This window comes from Roseobacter fucihabitans (assembly GCF_014337925.2).
In the GTDB taxonomy this organism is placed as follows: domain Bacteria; phylum Pseudomonadota; class Alphaproteobacteria; order Rhodobacterales; family Rhodobacteraceae; genus Roseobacter; species Roseobacter fucihabitans.
On the sequence record NZ_CP143423.1, the window covers coordinates 3,890,236 to 3,916,174 of the forward strand.

The 25,939-nt window shown below is 57.9% G+C and carries 22 protein-coding genes and 2 pseudogenes; 16 read left to right on the plus strand and 8 right to left on the minus strand.

Annotation, left to right across the window (positions count from 1 at the left end; genetic code table 11):
• Positions 1-21 precede the first annotated feature (21 nt).
• Positions 22-312 (minus strand): hypothetical protein, encoded by a 291-nt coding sequence (locus tag ROLI_RS19100; RefSeq protein ID WP_187428382.1) that lies wholly within the window; start codon positions 310-312, stop codon positions 22-24.
• A gap of 424 nt (positions 313-736) precedes the next feature.
• On the opposite strand from ROLI_RS19100, the gene pcaF reads away from it, so the two are divergent.
• From pcaF to ROLI_RS19135, 7 genes are read left to right on the plus strand one after another with little or no spacing between them, the layout of a single operon-like run.
• On the plus strand, positions 737-1,939 hold the full coding sequence (gene pcaF, locus ROLI_RS19105) for a 3-oxoadipyl-CoA thiolase (protein ID WP_187428381.1): 1,203 nt from the start codon (positions 737-739) through the stop codon (positions 1,937-1,939).
• Between the two features lie 17 nt (positions 1,940-1,956).
• Positions 1,957-2,934: a 1,2-phenylacetyl-CoA epoxidase subunit PaaA gene (gene paaA / locus ROLI_RS19110; RefSeq protein WP_187428380.1), complete on the plus strand. Its 978-nt coding sequence runs from the start codon at positions 1,957-1,959 to the stop codon at positions 2,932-2,934.
• On the plus strand, positions 2,931-3,269 hold the full coding sequence (paaB, locus tag ROLI_RS19115; RefSeq protein WP_187428379.1) for a 1,2-phenylacetyl-CoA epoxidase subunit PaaB: 339 nt from the start codon (positions 2,931-2,933) through the stop codon (positions 3,267-3,269). The genes paaA and paaB overlap by 4 nt, the downstream gene beginning before the upstream one ends.
• On the plus strand, positions 3,269-4,036 hold the full coding sequence (gene paaC / locus ROLI_RS19120) for a 1,2-phenylacetyl-CoA epoxidase subunit PaaC (protein WP_187428378.1): 768 nt from the start codon (positions 3,269-3,271) through the stop codon (positions 4,034-4,036). Before paaB ends, paaC begins: the two co-directional genes overlap by 1 nt.
• 1 nt (position 4,037) lies before the next feature.
• The gene (gene paaD, locus ROLI_RS19125) at positions 4,038-4,496 is read left to right on the plus strand and encodes a 1,2-phenylacetyl-CoA epoxidase subunit PaaD (RefSeq protein ID WP_187428377.1); all 459 of its coding nucleotides are present in this window, start codon (positions 4,038-4,040) and stop codon (positions 4,494-4,496) included.
• Positions 4,497-4,508: 12 nt separating this feature from the next.
• Positions 4,509-5,576: a 2Fe-2S iron-sulfur cluster-binding protein gene (locus tag ROLI_RS19130; protein WP_187428376.1), complete on the plus strand. Its 1,068-nt coding sequence runs from the start codon at positions 4,509-4,511 to the stop codon at positions 5,574-5,576.
• Between the two features lie 11 nt (positions 5,577-5,587).
• Positions 5,588-6,352: a Phenylacetic acid catabolic protein gene (locus ROLI_RS19135; protein ID WP_187428375.1), complete on the plus strand. Its 765-nt coding sequence runs from the start codon at positions 5,588-5,590 to the stop codon at positions 6,350-6,352.
• Positions 6,353-6,858: 506 nt separating this feature from the next.
• Here the strand turns inward: ROLI_RS19135 and paaK are convergent.
• Positions 6,859-8,169 carry a phenylacetate--CoA ligase PaaK gene (gene paaK / locus ROLI_RS19140; protein ID WP_187428374.1) on the minus strand — a complete coding sequence of 437 codons (1,311 nt, stop codon included), beginning with the start codon at positions 8,167-8,169 and terminating at the stop codon, positions 6,859-6,861.
• 22 nt (positions 8,170-8,191) lie between these two features.
• Complete coding sequence (paaI, locus tag ROLI_RS19145; protein ID WP_187428373.1) at positions 8,192-8,617, minus strand: hydroxyphenylacetyl-CoA thioesterase PaaI; 426 nt, start codon at positions 8,615-8,617, stop codon at positions 8,192-8,194.
• Between the two features lie 484 nt (positions 8,618-9,101).
• On the opposite strand from paaI, the gene ROLI_RS23870 reads away from it, so the two are divergent.
• Genes ROLI_RS23870 through ROLI_RS19155 form a run of 3 tightly spaced genes read left to right on the plus strand, consistent with a single transcriptional unit; the run spans position 9,102 to position 12,304 of the window.
• On the plus strand, positions 9,102-9,563 hold the full coding sequence (locus ROLI_RS23870; RefSeq protein ID WP_350340406.1) for a hypothetical protein: 462 nt from the start codon (positions 9,102-9,104) through the stop codon (positions 9,561-9,563).
• Entirely contained in the window at positions 9,448-11,484 is a 2,037-nt protein-coding gene (gene paaZ / locus ROLI_RS19150) for a phenylacetic acid degradation bifunctional protein PaaZ (protein ID WP_187428371.1), read from the plus strand. The genes ROLI_RS23870 and paaZ overlap by 116 nt, the downstream gene beginning before the upstream one ends.
• A 37-nt stretch (positions 11,485-11,521) precedes the next feature.
• Positions 11,522-12,304, plus strand: a complete 783-nt coding sequence (locus tag ROLI_RS19155) for a PaaX family transcriptional regulator C-terminal domain-containing protein (protein ID WP_187428370.1) — start codon at positions 11,522-11,524, stop codon at positions 12,302-12,304.
• A gap of 207 nt (positions 12,305-12,511) precedes the next feature.
• Here ROLI_RS19155 and ROLI_RS19160 read toward each other — a convergent pair whose 3' ends face one another.
• Both ROLI_RS19160 and ROLI_RS19165 read right to left on the minus strand, forming a co-directional pair.
• Positions 12,512-14,026 (minus strand): right-handed parallel beta-helix repeat-containing protein, encoded by a 1,515-nt coding sequence (locus ROLI_RS19160; protein ID WP_187428369.1) that lies wholly within the window; start codon positions 14,024-14,026, stop codon positions 12,512-12,514.
• A gap of 150 nt (positions 14,027-14,176) precedes the next feature.
• Positions 14,177-16,150, minus strand: a complete 1,974-nt coding sequence (locus tag ROLI_RS19165; RefSeq protein WP_187428368.1) for an acyltransferase family protein — start codon at positions 16,148-16,150, stop codon at positions 14,177-14,179.
• A 399-nt stretch (positions 16,151-16,549) separates the two neighbouring features.
• Between ROLI_RS19165 and ROLI_RS19170 the strand changes: the two are divergent.
• The 3 genes and pseudogenes from ROLI_RS19170 (at position 16,550) to ROLI_RS19180 (ending at position 20,647) form a co-directional block, all read left to right on the plus strand.
• Positions 16,550-16,918 (plus strand): annotated as a pseudogene (locus ROLI_RS19170) (D-lyxose/D-mannose family sugar isomerase).
• A 658-nt stretch (positions 16,919-17,576) separates the two neighbouring features.
• Positions 17,577-19,343, plus strand: a complete 1,767-nt coding sequence (locus ROLI_RS19175) for a type I secretion system permease/ATPase (RefSeq protein WP_187428367.1) — start codon at positions 17,577-17,579, stop codon at positions 19,341-19,343.
• Positions 19,340-20,647, plus strand: coding sequence for an HlyD family type I secretion periplasmic adaptor subunit (locus tag ROLI_RS19180; protein ID WP_187428366.1), 1,308 nt, complete (start codon positions 19,340-19,342; stop codon positions 20,645-20,647). Before ROLI_RS19175 ends, ROLI_RS19180 begins: the two co-directional genes overlap by 4 nt.
• A gap of 173 nt (positions 20,648-20,820) precedes the next feature.
• Here the strand turns inward: ROLI_RS19180 and ROLI_RS19185 are convergent, their stop codons facing one another.
• The gene (locus ROLI_RS19185) at positions 20,821-21,237 is read right to left on the minus strand and encodes a hypothetical protein (protein ID WP_187428365.1); all 417 of its coding nucleotides are present in this window, start codon (positions 21,235-21,237) and stop codon (positions 20,821-20,823) included.
• An 885-nt stretch (positions 21,238-22,122) separates the two neighbouring features.
• A complete protein-coding gene (locus tag ROLI_RS19190; protein WP_187429379.1) occupies positions 22,123-22,671 on the minus strand; it encodes a hypothetical protein in 549 nt (182 codons plus the stop codon).
• Positions 22,672-22,895: 224 nt separating this feature from the next.
• On the opposite strand from ROLI_RS19190, the gene ROLI_RS19195 reads away from it, so the two are divergent.
• From ROLI_RS19195 to ROLI_RS19205, 3 genes and pseudogenes are all read left to right on the plus strand, one after another.
• Positions 22,896-23,282: a hypothetical protein gene (locus tag ROLI_RS19195; protein WP_187429378.1), complete on the plus strand. Its 387-nt coding sequence runs from the start codon at positions 22,896-22,898 to the stop codon at positions 23,280-23,282.
• A gap of 130 nt (positions 23,283-23,412) precedes the next feature.
• A complete protein-coding gene (locus tag ROLI_RS19200; protein ID WP_187429377.1) occupies positions 23,413-24,648 on the plus strand; it encodes a putative DNA modification/repair radical SAM protein in 1,236 nt (411 codons plus the stop codon).
• Positions 24,645-25,463, plus strand: a pseudogene (locus ROLI_RS19205) (TIGR03915 family putative DNA repair protein); the annotation flags it as partial. The gene ROLI_RS19200 and the pseudogene ROLI_RS19205, both read left to right, overlap by 4 nt.
• Before the next feature lie 105 nt (positions 25,464-25,568).
• Here the strand turns inward: ROLI_RS19205 and ROLI_RS19210 are convergent.
• Positions 25,569-25,901, minus strand: coding sequence for a cytochrome c (locus ROLI_RS19210; RefSeq protein ID WP_187429376.1), 333 nt, complete (start codon positions 25,899-25,901; stop codon positions 25,569-25,571).
• Between the last annotated feature and the right edge of the window lie 38 nt (positions 25,902-25,939).

Sequence of the window (25,939 nt, forward strand, 5' to 3'; positions counted from 1 at the left end):
CGATTGGGCAAAACTCCTTCTCTAATCGAGGCCCGTTTCAGCCGCTTCCAATTTGCGTTTCTGAACGAAATGGCGACCCTCTTCGCGCGCCGCTTCAAGAATTGCGGCACCGATGAGGGTATGTGGCAGCAATGCGTCCTGCTGGCTGGCACCACCTTGCTCTTCGGAGGGTCCACTGGCACCTGCGGAGGACGCGGTTGTGCGATTGCCGATAAATTGCGGCGGTCCTGCTGTTGTCTGCGCGGTCGCGCTCACAGTCGTCGCCAGAAAAGCAATCAACAAACCGAGGGAAAAGTATCTTGTGGCAGACATGACATCAGCTTTCGCAAATTGCACCCTATGGGTACCAAATTTCGGCGGCATTTGCCCGAGCTAAGTTTGATCGTGATTAACGGGGTATGCAATCTTTCTCAACGCCCTCGAAATACGATTTTATCTTGTTGATGTCGGCTTCCGGGACACTGCCCTTGAAGCGTTGATGTCTGGGGCAATGGCAAGCAGGAGTGCGATCAGGCGAATGACGCGCTTGGACAAGCCTTTGAATGAACAGGGTGATGCTCAACATCGACACGCCCCTTCTCTTCCCTTTTGCGCAAGATGTTATCCGGGAAGGCCCGTGCAGCAGACACGTTACGAAAAACAAAGTGATACAAATTTCCGTAACTTTTTTCTTGATGGACTCCGGCCATCAACATATAACCTCGATCATATTGAATACTTTGCGGGAGGAGTCGCAGTGGACGCATTGATTTGTGATGGGGTGCGTACGCCGATTGGCCGATATGCGGGTGCATTGTCCTCTGTGCGTGCCGATGATCTGGCGGCCTTGCCCATCGCTGCGCTGATGCGCCGTAACACCGGCGTTGACTGGAGCGCGGTGGACGATGTGATCTATGGTGCCGCCAACCAGGCCGGCGAGGATAACCGCAATGTTGCGCGTATGGCGGCATTATTGGCGGGGCTGCCGCAGGAGGTGCCCGGCACGACCGTCAACCGGCTCTGTGCCAGCGGGATGGATGCGGTGGGGTTTGCCGCACGCGGGATCAGGGCGGGTGACTATGACCTGACCATCGCGGGCGGTGTTGAAAGCATGAGCCGCGCGCCCTTCGTAATGCCAAAAGCAACAAGCGCGTTTACCCGTTCCAATACCCTACACGACACGACAATCGGCTGGCGTTTCGTCAATCCGGAGATGAAGGCGCTCTACGGTATCGATTCCATGCCCCAGACCGCCGATAATGTCGCCGCGGATTTCGACATCAGCCGCTCGGATCAGGACGCCTTTGCCGCGCGGTCCCAGGCGCGGTGGGCGGCCGCGCAGGCGGCGGGTGTTTTTGCAGATGAAATCATCCCCGTCGCCGTGCCACAGCGCAAGGGCGATCCGATCATTTTCGACACCGACGAACACCCCCGCCCCGGCACAGATGCGGCAAAACTGGCCAGCCTCAGGGGCATCAACGGTGCCGATCTCTCCGTCACCGCCGGCAATACAAGCGGCGTGAATGACGGCGCGGCCGCTTTGCTGATCGCCTCGCAGGCGGCTGCCAAGGCGCATGGCCTGACCCCCATCGCCCGCATTATTGGCATGTCCGCCGCCGGGGTGGCCCCGCGGATCATGGGCATTGGTCCGACCCCTGCGAGCCAAAAACTGCTGGAGCGCACGGGTCTGAGCATTGAACAGATGGATGTGATCGAATTGAATGAGGCCTTCGCGAGCCAAGGTCTCGCCACATTGCGCCAGCTTGGCCTGGACGATGACGACGCGCGCGTGAACCCCAATGGCGGGGCCATCGCGATGGGTCATCCGCTTGGCATGACCGGCGCGCGCCTTGTCCTGACGGCGGCACATCACCTCAAACGCACCGGTGGGCGCTATGGCCTGTGCATGATGTGTGTTGGCGTAGGCCAGGGCACTGCTATGCTTATCGAACGCGTCTGAACCGGGAGGAGCACGACATGTATGCACAAATGGTCAAATCCGAAGCGACACAGGAAGACCCCGAACGACTTGCTGCTTTTCAGGCCCGCATTGATGCGGGCGAAAAGATCGAGCCCAAGGACTGGATGCCCGCGGGCTATCGCAAGACGCTGATCCGCCAGATCGGACAGCACGCCCATTCCGAGATCGTCGGCCAGCTGCCCGAGGGTAATTGGATCACCCGCGCCCCGACGCTGGAGCGCAAGGCGATCCTGCTGGCCAAGGTGCAGGATGAGGCGGGCCATGGCCTTTACCTTTACTGCGCGGCGGAAACGCTTGGGGTGAGCCGTGACGAGATGACGGAAATGCTGCTGGATGGGCGAATGAAATACTCCTCCATCTTCAACTACCCAACCCTGACATGGGCCGATATGGGGGCGGTCGGCTGGCTCGTTGATGGGGCCGCGATCATGAATCAGGTGCCGCTGCAACGCACCTCCTTTGGCCCCTATGCGCGCGCCATGATCCGCGTGTGCAAAGAAGAATCGTTCCACCAGCGCCAGGGCTATGACATCATGATGAAGGTGGCCCAGGGTACGCCTGCGCAAAAGGCGATGGCACAAAACGCGCTCAACCGGCTCTGGTATCCCTCGCTTATGATGTTCGGCCCTTCGGACAAGGACTCCGTACATTCCGCACAATCCATGGCCTGGAAAATCAAGATGAACACCAATGACGAGCTGCGTCAGAAGTTCGTCGACCAGACCGTGCCACAGGCGGAATACCTGGGGCTAAGCGTTCCGGATGAAACCCTCAAGTGGGACGACCAGAAGGGCGGCTATGACTTTGCAGAGCCGGACTGGGAAGAATTTCACCAGGTCATTCAGGGCAATGGCCCCTGCAACACAGAACGTCTGGCGGCGCGCAACAAGGCCTGGGACGATGGTAAATGGGTGCGTGACGGTCTTTTGGCCCACGCCGAAAAGCGCAAGTTGAGAAAGGTCGCGGCAGAATGAGCGCGCCCAATTCCGCATATCCCGACACGCCCGAAACACCGAGCAAACCCAAGCGCAATGAGTGGCCCTTATGGGAAGTGTTCATCCGAGGCCAGCACGGCATGAGCCACCGCCATGTCGGCAGCCTGCATGCGCCGGATGAGGAAATGGCGATCAAAAACGCGCGCGATGTGTACACTCGACGCAACGAAGGCGTCAGCATCTGGGTCGTCGAGGCGCGCCATATCGCGGCTTCCAGCCCGTCGCAAAAAGGTCCGCTTTACGAACCGTCTGAAAGCAAAGTCTATCGCCATCCGACGTTCTTTGACATTCCAGACGACGTGGGGGCGATGTGATGTCCGACGCTTCACAGGACCAAGTTTTCGAATTTCTGTGCCGCATGGGGGATAATACGTTGGTCTTGGGCCACCGCGTCAGCGAATGGTGTGGCCACGCGCCAGTGTTGGAAGAAGACATCGCGCTGGCCAATACCGCACTGGACCTGATCGGGCAGACGCAGATGTGGCTGGGCCTTGCCGGTGAGATCGAAGACAAAGGGCGCAGCGCGGATGATCTGGCGATGTTGCGCGACGTTTGGGATTTCCGCAATCTGCTGCTGGTGGAACAGCCCAACGGCGATTTCGGCCAGACCATGATGCGCCAGTTCCTGTTTGATGCCTGGCATCTGGCGATGCTCAGGGCGCTGGCGGGCGCGTCACATGAACAGATCGCGGCGATCGCGGCCAAATCCGTCAAGGAAGTGCAATATCACGTCGAACGCTCCGGTGACACGGTCATCGGGCTGGGCGATGGCACTTCTGAGAGCCACATGCGGATGCAAAATGCGCTGAACCTGCTGTGGCCCTATGTGGGCGAAATGTTTGTGCCCGACGCGGTGGATGACGCCCTCGCGCAAGCGGGCATTGCCCCTGATCTGGTGCATTTGCGCACAGAATTTGACACCCATGTCGGCGCGGTTCTGGCCGATGCAACCCTGATCGTCCCAGAGGGCGATTTTGCGCATAAGGGCGGGAAAACCGGCTTTCAGCACTCCGAACATCTGGGCCATGTGCTGACACAGATGCAATGGCTGCAACGGGCCTATCCCGGCGCGACCTGGTAGGATGAAACCTGCGGTGGCAGAAATCTGGGACTGGCTTGACGGCGTGCCCGACCCCGAAATCCCGGTGATCTCGGTTGTCGATCTGGGCATTGTGCGGGGTGTATCCTGGGACGGCGATACGTTGGAAGTTTCCGTCACCCCGACCTATTCGGGTTGTCCTGCCACACGCGTCATCGCGATGGATATCCAAACCGCGCTGCTTGACAGGGGTATCGAAAACATACGCATCAAGACCCAGATCAGCCCGCCCTGGACCACCGATTGGCTGTCCGAACAGGGCCGTACCAAGCTCATGGACTACGGTATCGCGCCGCCCCGCGCCGCCGGAGGACCCGATTGCTGCCCGCGCTGCAAATCGACCAATGTCACCCGGATCAGCCAGTTCGGCTCGACCCCCTGCAAGGCGCAATGGCGCTGCGCCGATTGTCTGGAACCTTTCGACTATTTCAAATGTATCTGAGGAGCAGATCAGATGGCGCGTTTTCATCCCCTATCCGTCACGGATGTCACCAAGACCATTCGAGATGCCGTTATTGTGACGCTCAAACCGGTGAACGGCGGGGATTTCGATTTCATCCAGGGCCAATATCTGACCTTCCGACAGAGTTTTGACGGCACCGAAGTACGGCGTTCCTATTCCATCTGCGCGGGCAAGGATGATGGCTTCCTGCAAGTGGGCATCAAGAAGGTTCACGGCGGCGCGTTTTCAACCTGGGCCAACGAAACCCTTGCGCCCGGCATGACACTTGAAGCGATGGAACCGATGGGCAGTTTCCACACGCCGATCACACCGGAGCAGCCAAAAAATTACCTCGGCTTTGCCGGGGGATCAGGGATCACGCCGGTCTTGTCGATCATGAAAACCATCCTGACCCGCGAGCCGGGGAGCGCCTTCACGCTGATCTATGCCAACCGGGGCGTCAATACGATCATGTTCCGAGAGGAACTGGAGGACCTCAAAAATCTCCACATGGGCCGCCTGACCGTGATCCATATTCTGGAAAGCGACGCCCAGGACATCGACCTGTTCACGGGCCGCGTGGATGCGGACAAATGCGAGGCCCTTTTTGAGCATTGGATCGATATCAACAGCGTGGACACCGCGTTTATCTGCGGGCCTGAGCCGATGATGCTGGGGATTGCGCAAGCGCTGCGCGCGCACGGGTTGAGCGATGATCAGATCAAGTTTGAACTTTTCGCCAGCGCCCAGCCCGGACGCCTGAAACGCAAGCCCAGCGATAGCGTCAGTGATGCGGCGGCGAAATCGACCAATGCGACCCTCACCCTGGACGGGTCCGCGCGCAGCTTTACGATGGACAAAGATCAATCGATCCTTGAGGCCGCGCTCGAAAACGCGCTGGATGCGCCCTATGCCTGCAAGGCCGGGGTCTGCTCCACGTGCAGGTGCAAACTCGTGGAAGGCGAAGTCGAGATGATCGCAAACCACGCGCTTGAGGATTACGAGGTGGCGCAGGGCTATGTGCTATCCTGCCAATCCTTCCCCGTCACCGACCGTGTGGTTGTGGATTACGATCAATAAGGACGCTGACCATGACCGATACGATGGATATTTCCGAATACCTCGCAAAGGGCGGTCGCCTCACGAACCCGGCCAATGTCCCCACGCGCTACCGCGCCGAGCTGATGAAAATCATGGCCACTTTTGTGGACAGCGAATTGGCCGGGGCCGCGGGGTTTGCCGATGTGATCAATGCCGGTCCGGGCATTAAGGAACGGATTGCCGCCGCGCGGATCGTTCTGGAAAAGACCGACCATGCCGATAAGGTCCTCAGGCTGATGGGTGAATTTGGCGCAAATACCGATCGCTATGCCAATCACCACCCCTGGTCGGACCGCTTGCCGCGCGACACGCCCCCCGGCACGCTGCGCCATGCCCACGACATGCGGTTATCGGTTCTCAACTACCCGCTGGATGGCTGGTGCGATGCAGTAGTGATGAACATGCTGATGGGGGGCGCGGTCGGGGTGCAATTGTCGGAATTCCTCTCTTCATCATACCAGCCCTTCGCAGAAGCGATCCGCGAAATCGCGCCGCGCGAACAGCGCCATACCGAGCTTGCGGTGGAAGGTCTGAAAAAGCTGATCCAGCAGGGGGAAATCGATGCTGTGAGCCAAAGCGTCGCCTATTGGTGGCCGCGCGTCAGCGATAGCTTTGGCTCAGGTGCGACCGCACGCAACGATGCGCTCAAGGCGATGGGCCTGCGCAGCAGGACCAACGCGCAATTGCATGACAGATGGGTCAATATCACCGCGGCGACCCTTGAAGATCTGGGGGTAAGCCGTCCTGCGGATTGACGGATGGGCCGCACTCAGATGCGCGTTTCCCGAGCGATTCAGGTCGTTTGATCGGTCTGGCAGGTTCGTCAGGGGGGCGGCTATCGGCGGTACTGTTCTATCTGTGACACCCATTGGGCGGTGCGAAAATCAACAGGACGGTCGCATGCAACTCACGCGCATTGCCACCAAACACCTCCGGCATTGTTCCAGCGCCCAAACCGCCAATCTGCACCGCCCGATCACGCCTGAGCGCTTCAGGGATTTCAATGCGACGCGAGTGAGCCGCTCGAAAAGGTCAAACCACGCCGTTTTCAGACCGATGATGCGATCCGGCTGCTTGCAAAGATAGATGTCGAGGGTGTCGCACATCCACACGCCGTTGCAGGCGCAATGGTGATCGATCACCGGCCCCAGGCACCATAGGCCTTGGCCAGCGGTCACATCGACACGCACTCAAAGCCCGGTTCGGCACATATGCGGGCGCGTTTTCACCTTGGTCTCTATCGCGGCGGAACGCGCCCGCCTTAACCCTTGTCGCGGTTGTCCAACACGCGAACCGCCTTGCCCTGGCTGCGCGCGACCGAACCGGGTTCGCCCACGACGACTTCGCTGGAAACACCGACCATATCCTTGATATGTTTCGTCAACATGCGCGCCGCCGCGGTCTTGGAAAGTTCGTCACGCGCGCCCGGAGTCGCCTCGACATAGACCCGCATCGCATCCATACGACCCGCCTTGTAGAGTTCAATCTGAAAATAAGGCGCGAGACCCCCTGTTGCCATCACCTGTTCCTCGATCTGCGTCGGGAACAGGTTGACACCGCGCAGGATGATCATGTCATCCGAGCGCCCGGTGATCTTTTCCATCCGCCGCATATTGCGTGCCGTGCCGGGCAACAACCGCGTCAGATCGCGCGTGCGATACCGGATCATCGGCATGCCTTCTTTGGTCAGCGTGGTAAAAACCAGCTCGCCTTCATGCCCGTCCTCCAGAACCGCGCCCGTAACCGGGTCGATGATTTCAGGGTAATAGTGGTCCTCCCAGACATGCAGCCCATCCTTGGTTTCGACACATTCATTGGCCACACCGGGACCCATGATCTCGCTCAATCCGTAGATGTCGACAGCGTGCATGTCGAAGGCCTCTTGGACTTCCTTGCGCATCGCGTTGGTCCAGGGTTCGGCCCCAAAGACACCCACTTGCAGCGACGATTGGCGCGGGTCGATGCCTGCCTTGTGGAAACCTTCAAGAATATTGAGCATGTAAGACGGCGTGACCATGATGCCCGTCGGTTGGAAATCATGGATCAGGCCAACCTGTTTTTCCGTCTGACCGCCGCCCATCGGCACAACGGTCCCGCCCAGCTTTTCAATGCCGTAATGCGCGCCCAGCCCGCCGGTGAACAACCCATACCCGTAGGCGTTGTGGATCATATCCCCCGCCCGCAAGCCCGAGGCGCGCAGGCTGCGTGCCAGCGTATCGGCCCAGATTTCGATGTCGTTTTTGGTGTAGACGACAACCGTGGGTTTGCCCGTGGTGCCAGAGGAGGCATGGATGCGGGCAAGGTTTTCCCTTGGCACCGCAGAAAGGCCAAAAGGGTAATTGTTCCGCAGGTCGTCTTTATGGGTGAAGGGAAATTTCGCGAGGTCCTTGAGGTCCCTGAGGTCATCGGGGTGCACGCCCGCCTCATCAAATCGTTTGCGATACATCGCCACATTGTCATAGGCGTGACGCAACGACCATTTCATCCGCCCCAGTTGCAGGGCTGCTATTTCGTCGGTGCTGGCAATTTCAATGGGGTCCAGATCGGCTTTCGCCGGGCTCAGGTCTTTCATGTTACCTCCTCCATCGCTGGGATCATTCCTGGAACAATTGGCCTTTGATCGACCGGGACAGGCCCCGCATTTCCGCAATTGTCTTATCGTCCTGATTGCTGACACGCACGTCATAAATGCCGCTGCGACCGGTCAAGGAGACCTCGCGTGCGGTCGCAATCAGCCTGTCCCCCAGCCGGGCAGGTGCGGTGTAGGTGATCGTATTGTTTTGCGCGACGGTCGCCTGATTGCGGCTGTTACAGGCGAAGGCAAAGGTGCTGTCCGCCAGCGAAAAAGTGATGCCGCCATGGCACATCCCGTGTCCGTTGCAGTGATGTTTGGCGACGGTCAGCGACATAACCGCGGTGCCTTCATCCACCGACACCAGCGTCATTCCCATCCACTGCGACGCAGCATCATCCGACCACATCGCCGCTGCGGCGTGGTCTGCGCGTTCTTTTGGTGTCATGATCATTTTCCTTTGATTATCGCGAGCCGTTTCGATCAACAGAACCGCCTGTGCGCCAATATCGCGCGCCTCTCCCAGCGCATAGGGTGCATATCGACGCTCAAACCGTTCAGCGGAACAGTTTTTGGTTGGTATTCAGAGGTTTGATCAAGAACCAAATCAGCCATCGGATGTCACTTTCAGCGGTGCATAAATCCATATCCTCATACACTGACCAGTTGGTCAATTGATTATTGCCGGAGGGAATCCGGTGAAGCAGACGTCACGAACCCGGATACGTTCAGCAACGCAAACAGCCTTGGGCGGCGATCAATTATTTGGCCAAATTTCAAAGCACCAATCAAGGGGGCGCAGAGAACAGCGATACCTCTGGTCGTCCGCGGGTGTTTTCCAATCTCGTCTATGCCGCAATTCCGCCTGATCCCCTTACGGCTGTGTGATCGCGTGGAAGGTGTCGCCGAGCAGGACGATCCGGCTTGTCTATATGACGTCAGGATGCGTAATTGAACGCATGTCCAAGCCGCTCTTGACTGATCCGATCTTCCTGCCCTTGGTAATTTCGCTGGGGTCTGATCCGATCCGGCTTGGCGTTTTCGGGGGTGTGGCACTCAAAACCATGCGCGTGACTCCACATGCCGAATGGAACCGCTTTACCTGCAAAAACGTAGCCAGAGATATTGCAACACCTGCGGTCTTCCCGCGTATTATCCCCGATTGGGTCACAGATTTGGAACGCTTGGCGCTGGTCATGGTCCTGCAAGTTTACATTCTCTGTATGCAGAACCAAAACCGCGTTTCGGGCAACAGAACTCCTCGCAAAAGGAAAAACCATGAGCCTTCTGAAGATCAACAGCTTTGCAGCCGGTCAATGGGTCGCCCCGGACGCCAATGCGCGCGGCATCGACAACGCGGTCACCGGAGCGCCCTTTGGACTGGCGGGCAATGATGCGCTGGATGTGCAAGCGATGCTTGATCACGCGCGCCAGATTGGCAGCCCTGCCCTGCGGGCGCTGACATTTCATGATCGCGCCCGCATGCTCAAGGCGCTGGCGTCCCATCTGGGCAATCACAAACAGGCGCTTTACGATCTGTCCTTTGCCACCGGGGCCACGCAGGCCGATCACCTGATCGATGTGGACGGCGGCATCGGGACGATGTTCGTCTTTGCCTCCAAGGGTCGACGCGAAATGCCGGATGGGCATGTCTATCTCGACGGTCCGGTGGAACAGCTTTCCCGCTCCGGCAGTTTCCTTGGCCAGCACATCGCCACCCCCTTGCAGGGCGTCGCGGTGCACATCAACGCTTTCAACTTCCCCGTCTGGGGGATGCTCGAAAAGCTGGCGCCGACATTGCTTGCCGGTGTGCCCGCCATCGTCAAACCCGCAACCGCAACCTGTTATGTGACCGAACACGCCGTGCGGATCATGCTCGACAGCGGGATCCTTCCCACAGGGGCCTTGCAGCTTGTTTCGGGGGGGCTTGGCGATATGCTGGATCATCTGACCTGTCAGGATGTCGTGAGCTTTACAGGTTCTGCGCAGACTGCATTCAAACTGCGCTCTGCCCCGCATATCCTGCGCAATTCGATCCGCTTTGTCGCCGAACAGGATAGCCTGAACGCCTCGATCCTGGGTCCGGATGCTCTCCCCGGAACGCCGGAATTTGACCTGTTCGTCAAAGAGGTAGAGCGTGAAATAACCACCAAAGCCGGTCAGAAATGTACCGCCATCCGCCGCATCCTGGCGCCACAGGCGCAGGTTGACGCGGTGATTGCCGCGCTGAGCGCGCGCTTGGCCAAGACCGTGATCGGCGATCCGCAAGCGCAAGGCACCCGCATGGGGGCGCTGGTCTCCAACAGCCAAAAACGCGACGTTCTGGAAAAGGCCAGGATCATCGCAACCGAGGCCGAGCGCGTTTTCGGCGACCCGGAAAACTTCGACGTACAGGGCGCGGATATCGAAAATGGCGCTTTCCTGCCGCCGATGTTGTTTCACTGCGCCGACCCCGATGCCGCGCGACGGGTCCATGATACCGAAGCCTTTGGCCCCGTTTCTACGATCATGGGTTACCGGGATCTGGATCATGCGATCACATTGGTGAACCGTGGCGAAGGTTCTTTGGTGGCCTCCGTGATCACCCATGACCCGGAGGTCGCGCGCGAGGTGGCCATGGGGGCGGGTGCCTTTCACGGGCGGCTTTATTTCAACAACCGTGACAGCATGAGTGAAGCCACCGGCCACGGCTCACCCCTGCCCCACATGGTCCATGGTGGACCCGGCCGTGCGGGAGGTGGTGAAGAATTGGGCGGGGTGCGCGGCGTGATGCATTACATGCAGCGGACTGCCATTCAGGGTAGCCCGGATATTCTCACCGCAATCACCCGAAAATGGGTGCCCGGTGCAACCGAAATACCAGCGCCAGCGCACCCCTTTACCCGGACATTCCACGCGTTGGGCATTGGGGAAACCATCCAAACCGGCCCGCGCGAAATCACACTGGCTGATATCGAGCAGTTTGCGCAATTCACGGGCGATACGTTCTATGCCCACATGGATGAGGAGGCCGCCAAACGGAATCCGTTTTTTCCCGGACGTGTCGCCCATGGCTATTTGCTGCTCAGCTTTGCCGCTGGACTTTTTGTTGAGCCAAACGAAGGGCCTGTGCTGGCCAATACCGGGTTGGATGCGCTGCGCTTCATGAAGCCGGTTCAGGCGGGCGACAGCATCAAGGTCCGCCTGACCGTCAAAAACAAGACCCCGCGCAATGAGGCATATGGCGAGGTGCGCTGGCACGTCACATTGAGCAATCAGGACGATGAACTGGTGGCGGAATATGAGCTTTTGACGATGAATGCATACGCATCTTAGGCTTGGAAAACGGGCCTAAGCGGAATAGGAACCGCATATGCCCACCACATCCTTTCAAGATATTTCGAGATATTTGACACAAGACCAAACCCCGCGCGTCTGGTCTTTCCTGATTTCGGTGTTCGGAGAATTGGCACAAGACACCGGCGCGAAAATCAGCGGCGCATTGCTGAGCCGTATCACCGAGGAAATCGGGATCAAGCCTGAAGCGATGCGTGTTGCCATTCACCGGCTGCGCAAGGACGGTTGGATTGATAGCCTGCGTGCGGGTCGCAGCAGTTCCTATTTTCTGACCCCGCGGGGGCGTGCCCAAAGCGCCCAGGCATCACCACGCATTTATGCATCCGGACCCGCAGCCGACCGGGCATGGCTTATCATGCACAATCCCGGACAATCGGCACAGCCAAGCGACATGCCTGCAGCCTGGATCACGTCAAGCATTTGCATCACATCCGTGGTGCCGGCCTCGGCGCAGATTTTGGCGGTCCCGCTGGATGCAGATACCGCGCTTCCGCAATGGATGACGAGCCGGGTTTGCGATGACGAGACTGTCGAGATGTCAAAAGAGTTCGCCACGAAACTGGAGGGTGTAAACACCTTTCTGAAGACCGCGCCCCACCTGAGCCCGCTTGAAATCACGGCCCTGCGCGTTCTACTGGTCCATAGTTGGCGCAGGATCATCCTCAAAGCACCAATTTTGCCGGATCACGTTTTCCCGACCAGCTGGCGCGGATCCATTTGCAGACAGGCGGTTGCTGAGCTGCTCACCCAATACCCCAAGCGGGCATTGGATGAATTGGAAACCACGACGGACAGTTGAAAACCTGCGGGGAAATTTCATCTCATCATTCGGTTTATCCCTAAACAGAATGGCCAAAAGGAGTGACACCTGATTGAATTGGGTCGAACTGCGCGACAGGGCGGCGGCACTGCTGGCAGGGACCCCGACATCGCGCGCCAGGTCAGGGTCACAAATCACGTATGGCACGTCCTCAGCGGTGGCCTGACCAGACCGCAACGTCGCGTCTTAAAATGCGCCGATCGTTCCGGCATCCGTGCGATTATGTCCGGACAGGGTGGTCTCAAAGGGACCGTCGCTGAATTTCGCATCCAGAACCCCGATAGCCGGAGAGTCAGCGCGCAAGGACAAGTTGGGCGGTCTTGCATCGGGATCGGCAAAAAGCGGGTCCACATCCACAAGGTTATCCAGCACCGAGAACCCGTCATGACCCCCATATTCATTCAGGAAATTTGTCCTGCCATCACTGCGCCATAGGATATTGCCAATGAATTCAAAATCCCTGACGACCCCTGCGGCGCGCCAATCCCGGTCCGCCCATTCCGACAGGCGGGCCTCGCGACCAGAGCCCCGGCGCGCCGCGTTCAATACGGTGTTAAACCTGATCCTGACGCCCCCGATCACGCCAAAAGGCCCATCGCCCGGATGTCCCTGGCAATAAATCCCGACGATATTCAGGTCCCACATCGCGTTGTTGTAAATGTTGATATTCCGCAGCCGCTGGGTGAAATCTTCCACCGGCTCATCCTTGTGGAAATCAGCCTCGCGCGCCAGCACGATCCCGGCATCGCAATTCCAAATCTGATTGTTGTAAACATCGATATCGTCGACGAAACGTCGCCCGGCATCGAGGTAAATGCCATAACGTTCCATGTTCCAGATGCGATTGCCATAAATCGCACCACCGCGCACGCCCGCCTTGTAATCCACACCATATTGGCGCGAATCGTGAATATCATTGAACCGGGTTATGACGTCCCCCGCCGCAGAGGCCACGCTGATCGCCTCATCCACCCCGCCCGGCTCGCGTCTGTGGTTATTGAAATCCGTGACGACATTGGTTTCGGATATGTCGTTGTTCTCGATCACCACATCAATTGTGCGCAGCACCTCGGTTTCTTCCGGGGTCAGGCGATGATCTGGGCGAAAACCACAGATGAAAATCGCCGCGCTGCCGGTCCGGCGCAGGACGTTATCCGCAAAAATGTGATGCCCATGCACCTCGCCGGGCGTGCCGACCACATAGATCCCCGAGCGCCAGGCGTCCTCGATCATCAGGTTGCGGATGTGAATGTGGTCTTTGCTGTCGATGCGGATGGCATCGCGTGTGCGCGGATGCGGCTTTATGCCGGGTCCGCCATTCACCACATGCCGGCGCAAATCGCCTCGGATGATGGCGCGGTGTTCCTCGCCGGGCAGTGTCGTATAGGTAATCGGCGCGCCCGATGTTCCCGAACCCGACACCTCAAAGGGCGCATAGGAGCCGGGGCGCAAATAGACCCGATCCCCCGGACGCGCGGCCCAGCTTGCCCGCTGGGGGTGGCGAAACGGCGCATCATAGCTGCCCGTCCCGGCCATATCATCCCCGTTAGGTGAAACATATAGATCTTGCCCTGTAACCTCGGCCCGCGCGACGCCAAGCGGCAGGGCTTTGAGTACAGAAAACAAAGCCGCCCCCCCAGCCAGAAAGGCGCGCCGTCCCAGCCGGTATGTTCCATGTGATCCGAGGTTTGTTCGTTTCACCGCGCGTGCCCCCTGTTGTCGTCTTGACGTTACCCCGCACCAAAGTCGCAGGTTTCCAATCGACCTGCAATGATATCGCCGCAAGGGCGGCGTTCATTATCCTTTTCTGGCGGGCATCAGCAAGAATGTGCACAGACGCGTTCAATGGGTTCACAATCGCGCCGCCGCGCGCAGCCTGTCCGACCATCCGGCCTCTGCGGCCCTACGCCCAAAGAAAAGCGCGCCTTCCAACGTCCAATGGCTTTGATCATACATCGTTTTCTCATTCTGCGATGTGCTGAGCGTGCAGGACTTGCTGCCCGCCGGGCAAACCAGAGTACGCCGGGATAAATAGGTCAGCGCATTGCGATCTGCGATCTGCTGAACGGTCCTGTCGATCTGGGAAACCCTGCTGACCGCAGACCCATAGGCCAGCACATTCACCGTCTTCAGGTCGGTTTTTTTGCCTTGTCTGCGAATGTACCAATCATAGAACGGCAGCGTTCCGGGAGAGGCGAATTCGGGTGTACTGCCGACGATGGCCACGGGTTTGCCCTGCGCCTTAATATCGCGGATCATGCTGGATAATAACCGCTCAACGCTTTGCGCCCGGTAGCGGGTGGAGATCATGATGACATCGGCGTTCTGGAAATTAGGCGCGGTAAAGAGCTGTTCACGCTGCTCTTGTGGAAATTGCGTGGCCATGCCGAAACGCGCGACCTGCAATGCGTCGCTGTTTTCATAAGCCAGATACAGCGCGTTAAACATGTCCTTGGAGTGGGAATTGCCGATGATCAGAACCTTGGTCGCCTCTGGTTTATCAAACCAAAGCCGGGTGCGTTCGTTTTCGGAAGGCTCATGCGCGTTCCATGCGCCAATGCTTTCACCCTCACCCGCCAAACGGTCCAGAATACCCCAGGATTGATTCCGCAGGGCTTCGTTGTCATAAAATTCCCCGCCGTAAAGAACGGCCAGATCGCCTATGCGCCCCTTGTCCAGCAGATCGGTGGTGCTTTCAATCACAACAAAAGCGACGATGACCGCGAGGCTGCCCGTCAGAGCGAGACCAAAAGCGCGCGCGCTTGCGGCAAAGCGGAACCGCTGTTCGACCAGGTAATAACCGGCAATGGAGAAGGCCACGGTTAATGACACCCAGGCCAGCATATCCAGCGCACCGGGCTTTTCCACACTGCTCAAACGACCAAAGGCAAAGATCGCGAAATGCCACAGGTATATCGAATAAGACAGGCACCCGATAAAGACGAAGGGACGCGTCGACAGCAGTTGCGTCACGGTTTCCTGTGGCCGCGCGCACCAGATGATCGCGCAGGTGGCCAGCACTACGGGCAGCGTGATAACGCCGGGGTGGTGCCATTGCGCAAGATCGATGGTGAACATGCAGACCGCCAGCACAAAAAGGGCGATCTTGGGCAGCAGCCAGACCATGCGGGGTCCGGGTTGTGCGACTTTGGGAAAAAACGTCAGTGCGAAGGCCATGATCGACCCGGCCAGCAATTCCCAAGCCCGGCTGACAGGTGAGAAAAAGGAGAGCTGCTGGTTGAACGACGTGGTGATTTCCGCCGCCGCGAGGCTGCCCAGGGTCAGCGCGATGACAATGATGAATGCGAGGGCCGGGCGCCGGGTCGGTTTAATCAAGAGCAGCAGGAGCGGGAAGATCAGGTAAAATTGTTCCTCAATGGCAAGGCTCCAGGTGTGCAGAAACGGTTGCAAAAGGCCAGATTGCGCGCCGTATTCACCCAGCGAGAAGAACCAAAAGACGTTGCTCACAAATCCGATGGCGGCAAGTGCCGAAAGGCTGAAGCGGGGCAATTCCGTAGGGGAGAGCAGAAAAAAGGCGGCACTCATAGACGCCAGGATCATCAGGATCAGCGCAGGAAATATGCGCCTGGCGCGCCGGGTATAGAAATTCTTGATGCTGAAACTGCCAGTATCTTGCAATTCATTCAGAATAACCTGCGTGATCAAAAACCCCGATATCACCAGAAAAACATCGACCCCAAGGAACCCACCGGGCAGAAGATATCCACCGGCGAAAGGAATTTTCAGGTGGTAAATTACGACCGGAACGATCGCGAGCGTTCTGATGCCATCAATTTCCGGCCGATAACGCATAGATTTTGACATGATCGGCTTATATGTCAGAACCTTTGCTTTTAATACAAAAGAGAGCGGTAATAGGTTTAGAGGCAATCGACTATTTGGTTTGCCCCCGACTTGCCGCCCCTGCGCCAATCCCAGCCAATGGAATTCAATGCAGATCCGTTCATTTCCCATACCAGTGACGCTTTTGGGTTTTGACAAAAAAGCGGTTTGAGACAGGCTCGCCGGCCGCTCAAGGAGGTCGGTGCACCTGCTATAATGCCGCCTTAAGTTTTGAAAGGATTGCTAAATTTTATTCCCCTGAACTTTTGACAAATCGCGTCTTCTTACCGTTAGAATTGGATACAAGTCGAATGGCGCAATGATATAGCATCGAAAAATGAAAGGGTTGGGACTAAGAAACGCTCGCGCATCAACGAGATTATGGCGCAATCCGATGAGCTGAAACGCGCGCATGGCTTCGCTTTGTCGCCCTTCGCCTATTGGACCCCGCAGAAATTTCAGAGCCAGAAAGACAGCGCACGCAACGTGATCAATGCATGCTGTGGCTGGGACATCACCGATTACGGCGCGGGGGATTATGATCATATGGGCTTGTTCCTGTTCACCCTGCGCAACGGGCGATTGGCATGCCTTCTGGGGCGAAGGCGGCAGCGTTTTGATCGGAGAGGTATCAACGGTCAGCGACGATGAGACCGACAATTTTTTTGCGCGCCAATCGGTCGTTTTGCGACCGTTGATAAGGACCCCAGACGTCTTCTGGTCAGTGATTATCAACATTGGCTGGCCTGAAACCCGGTCCTGTTTTTGGGCGGCGCAGATGTGATGGGTCGGGATTTGCCCCTACCTTGAGGCATCGTTTGATCTCCGACACCGGTGGCACAAGACAACCCCGAGGGTAAGGTTTGTAGCAGCTTTCATCATCCGCATATCTGCGCGGGCAGAGAACGCTTGGTGGTTTCGCTGCGCGCGTCAAACAGGTCTTGATGTATGTGTGTTTGATGGTTGCGCCGTAAAACCAAAACCTTAGGCGTTGAAACCGCGCCCGCCCCAATCATATCAAGCTCGCGTGAACCTGTCCCAGCGCTCGGTTGCACTGCGATCAAGGCACGGTCACTGCGCCATCCCACTGCCTTGCCATGGCTGCTTCGTCGCAACCAAGAACGGGATTCATCAGGCGTATTCCCTCTCAAAAGGTATCGATGAGACAAAACGGGTTGCAGAACGACGCAGAAAATCGTCTGTGCGCCGTGGAAGTGGGAGCCTGACGGACAGGAAATATCGCTGTTACCGGCGCAATAACCTGCGAATGCAGCTTGCCAAAAGCCGGGTTTCAGTGCTCTGTACATGGATATTTTTGAATAGTTTTTTTCGGTTTTGGAATTTAAAATCGTTGGATTGATAAATTTAAGGGGGGTGGGGTTCAGTGGCCCAAAAGTCAGAACTCGGAATGCCAGAACTGCGCGAAGCGCGATCCTCAGGGACTTGGCTGCTATGGTCGGTTTTCCTTTTCAGCGTATTTGTGAACCTGCTGATGCTCACCGGGCCGCTGTTCATGCTGCAGGTCTACGACCGTGTCCTTGGATCACGATCTGAGGAAACACTGGCCGCACTTTTCATACTCGTAGCAGTGCTTTACGGGCTTATGGGGATATTGGATTACGCCCGTGGTCGGGTGCTTGCGCGGTTCGGCGCACGGTTCCAATCTCTCTTGGATGATCGGGTTTTTGACGCGGTTTTGCGTCGCGCAATTTTGCCACAGGAACGGGGCGCGCCCTCTACGGGCCTGCGCGATCTGGAAACCGTCCAGACCGTTTTCACCTCTCCCGTGATGCTGGCGCTGTTTGATGTGCCCTGGACGCCGCTTTTTATCGGCGCGATTTTCATTTTCCATCCTTGGCTCGGGTGGATGGCGGTTTTCGGCCTGGTCACGCTTGTGGCCGTGACCCTGCTCAACAACTTCCTCACACGCCGCAAGACGCTGGAGGCGCAGAATTCTTCCGGTCAGGCAAGTGGTTTTGCCGAACAGGTGCGCCGTTCCGCCGAAGTGGTGCGCGCGCAGGGCATGGGATCCGCAGTGTCCGTCCGCTGGCATAGCCTGCGCGATGAGGCCTTGGACCAGACGATCAAATCGAGCGACTGGACTGGCTTATTCACCGCGTCAACCAAGGCGTTTCGCCTGTTTCTGCAATCGGCGATGCTGGCTGTCGGTGCTTATCTCGTCCTGCAAGGCGAGATGACGGCCGGTGCCATGATCGCAGGCTCCATTCTTCTTGGTCGGGCGCTGGCACCGATCGAGCAGTCGTTGGGTCAATGGCCGATGGTGCAGCGCGCGCGCGCAGCCTGGAGTGATCTGGCGCGGTTGCTCGCGGCAACGCCCCCCGAGCAGGACACGCTCGCCTTGCCGCAACCCGAGGCCAATGTAACCTTCAAAGGCGTCAGCGTCGTGCCCCATGGCGGCAAAACGCCGACGCTATCGGGTGTCACCTTCGCGCTGGCGGCTGGTGAGGTCTTGGGCGTCATCGGCAAGAGCGGTTCGGGCAAATCAACACTGGCCAAAACCATCCTCGGGCTGACACATACGGTGGCGGGCGAAGTGCGGTTTGGCGGTGCCACGCTGGATCAATACGGGCCGGACGCCTTGGGCGCATACATTGGATATCTACCGCAGAACGTGGTGTTGTTTTCCGGGACAATCGCGGAAAATATCGCCCGCATGACGGCGATGCCGGATGAAGCAAAGATCGTCGAAGCCGCCAAGCGCGCCAATGCGCATGAAATGATTCTGTCGCTGGCGGATGGGTATAAGACGCGCATTCAAAGCGAGGACAGCCAGCTTTCTGGCGGTCAAAAGCAGCGTATCGCTCTGGCCCGCGCCTTTTACGGTGATCCCGTTCTGCTGGTACTGGATGAACCAAACTCTGCGCTGGATAATGACGGATCGGTCGCGCTCAATCTTGCAGTCCGCGAGTTCAAGGCCTCCAACCGGTCGGTTGTCATCCTGACCCATCGACCAACGGCCATTTCGGAATGTGACCGATTGATCGTGGTGGATAATGGGCGGATTGCTGCGGATGGCCCGCGCGATCAGGTCTTGCAATCCATGGTGTCCAATGCGGGCAACATTCAGCGGTCCATGACGAAGATGCCCAAGTCCGGCGATGCCAAACAAGCTGATACGGTCAAAAAATCAGACAACAAGGTGGTGACATCATGACCCAAGCAGAACCGCGTAAGTGGAAAGCCTCGGGACCCTTGCTGGTGGGTGGCATCGCGCTCCTGGTTCTGGTGGGGGTGCTCGGCGTGTGGAGCGTTCAGGCGCGTATCGCTGGGGCGGTCATTGCGTCCGGTATGATCCAGGTCGAATCAAACAGGCAGGTGCTGCAACATCCACAGGGCGGTGTTGTCGGTGAACTGCCGGTCAAGGACGGCGATACGGTAAAGGCCGGTGATGTGGTGTTGCGCTTTGATGATGCGCTGATGCGCTCGGAACTGGCCATCATTGAGGGTCAGCTTTTTGAACTGCTCGCGCGCAAAGCCAGGCTGCAAGCGGAACGGGATGGTCTGGAAGAGCTACCCGATCTCGATCCTGTACTGGCGGATATGGCGGGCGAAGATGCCGTGTTGGAACTGCTCGAAGGACAGCAACGCCTGTTTGAGGCACGCGCAGCAACATTGCAACAAAGCGCGGAACAGATTGCCGAGCAAATCGCGCAGGCCGAAAACCAGATCGACGGATCAAACGCGCAACTGGCCGCGCTAGAAACACAAAAAGAGCTTATCGAAACTGAATTGGACGATAACCAGGGCCTGTTCGAAAAGGGTCTGGTGCCCGCGTCGCGCGTTTCGGCATTGCAGCGTGAACAGGCCCGGCTTTTGGGTGAAATCGGCAGCCTCACAGCGGGCGTTGCGCAATTGCGCGGCCAGATTGCGGCGCTGAACATCGAGCGTATCGCGCTGACGACGCGGTTGCGTGAAGAGGCGATCACCACCCTGCGCGATTTGCAGTTTCAGGAAGTCGAGTTGTATCAACGACGTTTGAGCACCATGGAGACCCTGTCGCGGATGATCCTGCGCGCGCCTGTGTCGGGTGTGATTTACGATTCGCGCGTGTTTGCACTGCAATCTGTCGTCTCACCCGCCGAGCCGATCATGTTCATTATCCCACAAGATCAACCGATGGTCGTTTCAGCGCGTGTTGATCCCATTCATGTGGATCAGGTTCATGTGGGTCAATCCGCCTCATTGCGCTTTGCAGCCTTCGATCAACGCATGACGCCTGAGATTTTTGGCCATGTGACGAAACTGTCGGCGGATGTTTTCACCGATCAGGCCACGGGTATGTCGTATTATCAGGTAGAATTGATTCCCTCGGAAGGGGAAATGGAGAAGCTTGGCGGGCAAACGCTGCTGCCTGGCATGCCGGTCGAGGCCTTTATCAAGACCGCAGAACGGTCTCCGCTCAACTACCTTGCAAAGCCGCTGACCGACTACTTCACGCGCGCGTTTCGCGAAGGCTAGGACCCACCGCGCCTAACCTTATGCCTGTGCTGTTTGCCCAAGACCCATGAAGCTCTTTCGACGCCTCTGTAGTGTTACCAATTAATCTGGAGTGATACCTTTTAATCTGGAGGACCCTCGGTGACCACGGGCTATTCAGGATGGGATTTGGGGGGGCTGGATTGCTTTTGCCATCACTGGTGAATGGCGTTCTTGCCGACGCGGCGTTTGGGCGGGAACTTCTTTGCGACCGCCTTTTCCAGCGCCGGGAAAGTCGTCGTTTCGATACGCGCGTTGATGAACGCATGCAGCTCCGGATCGCTGTCGATCTTGGAGGGCCGGCCGGGGCGGTGTTCGCGCAGGTGGCGCGCGGCGCGCGCAGCGCTTTTGCAACGGCGCGGATAAGCATAGCCCAGCATGTCGCGGTTGCGGACAACCGCCACACCCTCGGCGGAGCTGCGCAGTGGAACCCTGATTTCCAACCGTTCGCCATGGCCCAGCTGGGCGATCTGATCAGAATAGAACCGCTCGCCCAAGCACTGAAAAGCACCTTGTGACACCATTGCACTGGTCTGTTTGCAGAACACGAAATCAAAGGTCTGATCATCCATGCGGCTGGCTTGCCATCCATTCTCGACCGCGCGCGCCAAGGCCTGTCTGGGCGAAAGACCCTGCAAACGGCCGCGACCTCTTCAAGCTGGGTAAGCAGGTCGCCATAGGTGCCACTGTAGGGTGCTGGCGGCTTGCCGACAGATTGCGTTTTCTTGTTGGTTCTGTCGCCGCCGATGTATCCGGGTAAGTGCTTGATAAACTGGCGTTCAATTGACCCAAACGCCCCTTCGATCAGACCCTTCGCAGGCCCATTGTAGGGCTTTGCCTTGATCACACCGCGCTCTGGCACAATCATGCTTAGGTCCGGGAAGCTTTGGAATGATCCAAAGAGCGATCCATACTCGCCGCCGTTGTCCAAATACAAGGTGCCGGGCAGTCCGAACTGCGGATCACACGACAGATCATAGAAGCTGTCGATAATATCGCTCTGACGCACGCCACGGCCTTTCAGGAACAAAACCGGCGTCACATGCATCATATGTGTGCAGTCGTCATGCCATGCGATCAGGCGCACCCGGACTTGCTCGCGCGTTCCTTCTTTGAGGACCCAAATATCGACCGGGTGCACGTCGCCAAATACAACCTGACCCGGCAGGGCAGAGCCGTGGCGTGCGATACGAGGTTGATCCTTGTCAAAATGTAACTTGGCGTCGCGATCCTTGCGCGCAACCCGCTTGAATGCCGTGAAACGGCTGGTCCATTTGGCGTTGAGCTTGCAGAGCTGTGACAGAACCGGTGCCGCAATGTCAGAGCCTTCGCTTTGGCAGAGTTCTACCAGCTTGCGGGATCCGATATGCGCCAGCTTGCGCAGACTGCCATCGCTGCGGATAAAGGCCTTGGCATAGCTTTCCATCGCCTCGGACACACGCTCTTTCGCGTCGTCATCAAGGTCGATGTTCCCATCCCAGTTTCGGGATATCAGAACACGCCGCTTGCCGCGATCTGCGCGCGCCTCTGAGGCGAGCGCGCCAAAGCCACCTTCGCCGTAGCGCTGCATCCAGTCGTAGATGGTGGTTTTTAGCAATGGATACGTCTACACCCCGAAAATGGTGCCTCTGCTGGGCAATGCGCGCGATTTCAGCCGTCTTATCCGGTCCACTGGGCATGCCGTAGACATCGGAAATGACCGACCAACGCCAGCACGCCAGCGCCGGTGCAACACCTGTCTTGCCCTCTTCAAACAGGGTTTGAAGGGGTGTTTCAATGGCCTTCGAAGGTGGTTCAAACTTAGCCCGAAGTTCCGGCGGCAGAGCGTCAACCACTAAGCAGCGCACCTTGCCTGATACGCCGCCCGTCTCGCCTTCCAGCTCAACCATTGGCAGGCTGATGTTTCGCCACGTTTTCCCCAATGCACACTGCCGAAATACTTCGCGCGCCGTTCGATCAGCTATGCCCATAACTGTCGCGAACTCACTGGCCCGAACCGTCTTCATGAGATCTCTTTTACCTGCTTTATGAAGCGGCCTACCAAGTCCCGACTTTTTAGGCCCGGATCTCGTTGCCTGTTGCCTGTTGCCTGTTGCACGTTACCGACACGACAACGCGCCGCTATGTCAACGGCACCAACCTTCCAAGAACCGGGCGGCGCTTTGGCGGTCACAGATAAATGCGAAGCGCTGGGGATAGCGCGAGGCTCAAGCTCAGGGAACATCACGCGATGACGGATAGCGAAATCAGAGGCCTCATCGCAGAACTTGAGCGCGAGCAGGGCAAGCTTGCTCCTATCGTGGCAAAGCTCAAAGAGGGGATCGACGGCTTGAAGGCCCTGTTAAAACCATCTTCGAAAGGTGTTAAAACGCCCTTGAAAGCCCCTTCGCATGCCGCCCGCCACTTGCGCGAACACCGCCCCGGACGCCCCTCCAAGATCGACAGCGACCCGGAGCTGCGTGCCTTCATCACCGCGCGTATCGAAACGATGACTTTCCCGGCGCTGGAAAAGGCGGTCGCAAAGGAGTTCCCGCCCAACCGCCGCGTCGGCAAGAACGCCATTCACCAGTGGTGGCAAAAGCAATCCAGCCACCCCCCCAAATCCCATCCGCGATAGCCCGTGGTCTTCGAGTGTCTTCCGGTATCAAACCAAGTGATTACCCCTGTCAAACCATGTGAACACTACTAGCTACAGAGGCGGGTGCCAGACTATTGCGATGTTCACGATTGGAACGTATAGTGAACAAATGGCCAAAACGACTCTCTCCACCAAGCTTCGAATTCTGAGCGATGCGGCGAAATACGACGCATCTTGCGCCTCGTCGGGCTCAAGCAAACGCGACAGCAGGGATGGCAAGAGCCTTGGATCGAACGAGGGCAGCGGGATTTGCCATGCCTACGCGCCGGACGGGCGCTGCATCAGCCTGTTGAAAATCCTGATGACGAATTTCTGCATCTATGATTGCAGCTATTGCGTGAACCGTGTGTCTTCCAATGTCCCGCGCGCCAGGTTCAGCGTGGATGAGGTCGTCGATCTGACCATCAATTTTTACCGCCGCAATTACATCGAAGGCTTGTTTCTATCCTCCGGGATCATCCGCTCGCCGGATGCAACCATGTCCGACATGGTACAGATTGCGCGCAAACTGCGCGAGGAACAGTCCTTCCGGGGCTATATCCACCTCAAAACCATCCCCGATGCCGCGCCAGAGCTGATCGAACAGGCCGGGCTGTTGGCCGATCGGTTGTCGATCAACGTCGAACTGCCCACGGATCATGCGGTAAAAACCTACGCGCCCGAGAAAAACCCCGATCAAATTCGCGCCATCATGGGCGACGTCAAGAACCTTAAACAGGCCGCCGGCGAACGCTCCCACACCGGTCGACGCCCCCCGAAGTTCGCCCCCGCCGGGCAATCAACGCAGATGATCATCGGCGCGGATCAGGCGACGGATAATGTCATCCTCGAACGCTCCACGCGGCTTTATGCGGATTACGGGCTCAAACGGGTCTATTATTCCGCCTTCTCACCAATCCCGGACAGCTCGGCGAAACTGCCGCTGATCAGCCCGCCGTTGCAGCGGGAACATCGTTTGTATCAGGCGGATTGGCTGCTGCGGTTTTACGGTTTCGAAATATCCGAGATCACAGGGGCCAACAAGAACGGCGATCTCGATCTGAGCATTGACCCCAAACTCGCGTGGGCGCTGCAAAACCGCGCGCTTTTCCCGCTCGATGTAAATACCGCGCCGCGTGAGATGCTGTTGCGCGTCCCCGGTTTCGGGATGAAAACCGTCACGCGCATCCTGAGCACAAGGCGACACGGCCATCTGCGATATGAACATCTGATGCGGATGGGCGCGTCGATGAAGAAAGCGCGCGCCTTCATCGTGGCAGGCGGTTGGACACCGGGTGCGTTGACCGACAGCGCGGCATTGCGCGCGCAATTTGCACCACCCCCCGAACAATTGACGCTGATATGACGTACCGTATCGAGATTCCCATGATCGGTGCCGCGCTTGCCTGGCTTCAGGCGGCGCGCGGGTTACTGGCCGCAGGCGTGCCGCCGGGTCATATAAGCTGGCAGGCACCAGACAGCGCCCCCGACCTGTTTGGCGGCCAAACGCGCGCCCCAGAGGGAAAGCCGATCACCGTCTCGCGCCGCTTTGTGCGGATGGCGAACACGGTGGTCTGGCACCGCGACCCTGAGAGGTTTGCGCGGCTTTATCGCTTGCTATGGCGGTTGCAAAAGGAACCATACCTTATCGGGGATCACGGCGATCCGGAGTTTGCCCACCTCAGACGCATGGAAAAGAACGTGCATCGGTGCCAGCATAAGATGAAGGCCTTTGTGCGGTTCCGCGAAATCGGCAATCCGCAAGCGGCGCGTCGGTCCTTTGCGGCCTGGTTCGAGCCGACCCATTTCACACTTGAACCCACAGCAGATTTTTTTATGCGCCGTTTTGGGGATATGGATTGGCGGATCATGACGCCAGATGCCACGGCGTATTTCATAGATGGTCATTTGACGCTCAGCGAAGGCCGGCAACGGCCCGATTTGCCGGATGACGCCCAGGAGGCGCTGTGGATCACCTACTTTCAGAGCATCTTTAACCCCGCGCGCCTCAAGGTGGCAGCGATGCAATCCGAAATGCCCCGAAAATATTGGCACAATCTGCCAGAGGCTGCCGCGATCTCACAAATGGTGCAAACGGCACAAGAACGCGCGCAGGAAATGGCGCGTGCAGCCCCCACCTTGCCCCCCTTACGTGCGGAAAAAATACTGGCGCGGAGTGCGCGCCAGAGGACGGATGCAGAGGATGATACCACCGTTTTGGAATAGGCTTGAGCTGGCGTTGTAACGCTGATTTTGCGCATAAATAACCCACGCCATAGCGGGTCCCTATTGGATCTCAGGCAGTTCCACAGTTATTTTGATCGCCTCAAACCAGGCGGCCAAGTCAGAGATTTCGTCATCCGTCAAAGGTTGCGCAATCAGCGTCATACGCCGATCCTGACGCGCGCCGGAACGATAATCCTTGAGGCTTTTTTCAATGTAGAACGCATGTTGGCCCGCAATGATCGGCACCTCGGGGTCATTTGAAACACCCTCTTTGCCGTGGCAGACGGAGCATTGCCGTGCCAACTCCCGACCTGTTTGGATGTCTGCTGCGACTGTCCCAGAGGCCGAAGCGACAAGGAAGCAAAATGCGGCGGAAATATGGAAGTGGTTCATCTCGTCCCCCGTGAAAGCTGCCCGGCCCCAAAAGGGAC

Coding starts and splice junctions, on each gene's coding strand:
- ROLI_RS19100 (WP_187428382.1), bottom strand. CDS start 312: ATGTCTGCCACAAGATACTTTTCCCTCGGTTTGTTGATTGCTTTTCTG.
- paaA (WP_187428380.1), top strand. CDS start 1,957: ATGTATGCACAAATGGTCAAATCCGAAGCGACACAGGAAGACCCCGAA.
- paaB (WP_187428379.1), top strand. CDS start 2,931: ATGAGCGCGCCCAATTCCGCATATCCCGACACGCCCGAAACACCGAGC.
- paaC (WP_187428378.1), top strand. CDS start 3,269: ATGTCCGACGCTTCACAGGACCAAGTTTTCGAATTTCTGTGCCGCATG.
- paaD (WP_187428377.1), top strand. CDS start 4,038: ATGAAACCTGCGGTGGCAGAAATCTGGGACTGGCTTGACGGCGTGCCC.
- ROLI_RS19130 (WP_187428376.1), top strand. CDS start 4,509: ATGGCGCGTTTTCATCCCCTATCCGTCACGGATGTCACCAAGACCATT.
- ROLI_RS19135 (WP_187428375.1), top strand. CDS start 5,588: ATGACCGATACGATGGATATTTCCGAATACCTCGCAAAGGGCGGTCGC.
- paaK (WP_187428374.1), bottom strand. CDS start 8,169: ATGAAAGACCTGAGCCCGGCGAAAGCCGATCTGGACCCCATTGAAATT.
- paaI (WP_187428373.1), bottom strand. CDS start 8,617: ATGACACCAAAAGAACGCGCAGACCACGCCGCAGCGGCGATGTGGTCG.
- ROLI_RS23870 (WP_350340406.1), top strand. CDS start 9,102: ATGACGTCAGGATGCGTAATTGAACGCATGTCCAAGCCGCTCTTGACT.
- paaZ (WP_187428371.1), top strand. CDS start 9,448: ATGAGCCTTCTGAAGATCAACAGCTTTGCAGCCGGTCAATGGGTCGCC.
- ROLI_RS19155 (WP_187428370.1), top strand. CDS start 11,522: ATGCCCACCACATCCTTTCAAGATATTTCGAGATATTTGACACAAGAC.
- ROLI_RS19165 (WP_187428368.1), bottom strand. CDS start 16,150: ATGTCAAAATCTATGCGTTATCGGCCGGAAATTGATGGCATCAGAACG.
- ROLI_RS19175 (WP_187428367.1), top strand. CDS start 17,577: ATGCCAGAACTGCGCGAAGCGCGATCCTCAGGGACTTGGCTGCTATGG.
- ROLI_RS19180 (WP_187428366.1), top strand. CDS start 19,340: ATGACCCAAGCAGAACCGCGTAAGTGGAAAGCCTCGGGACCCTTGCTG.
- ROLI_RS19185 (WP_187428365.1), bottom strand. CDS start 21,237: ATGGATGATCAGACCTTTGATTTCGTGTTCTGCAAACAGACCAGTGCA.
- ROLI_RS19190 (WP_187429379.1), bottom strand. CDS start 22,671: ATGAAGACGGTTCGGGCCAGTGAGTTCGCGACAGTTATGGGCATAGCT.
- ROLI_RS19195 (WP_187429378.1), top strand. CDS start 22,896: ATGACGGATAGCGAAATCAGAGGCCTCATCGCAGAACTTGAGCGCGAG.
- ROLI_RS19200 (WP_187429377.1), top strand. CDS start 23,413: ATGGCCAAAACGACTCTCTCCACCAAGCTTCGAATTCTGAGCGATGCG.
- ROLI_RS19210 (WP_187429376.1), bottom strand. CDS start 25,901: ATGAACCACTTCCATATTTCCGCCGCATTTTGCTTCCTTGTCGCTTCG.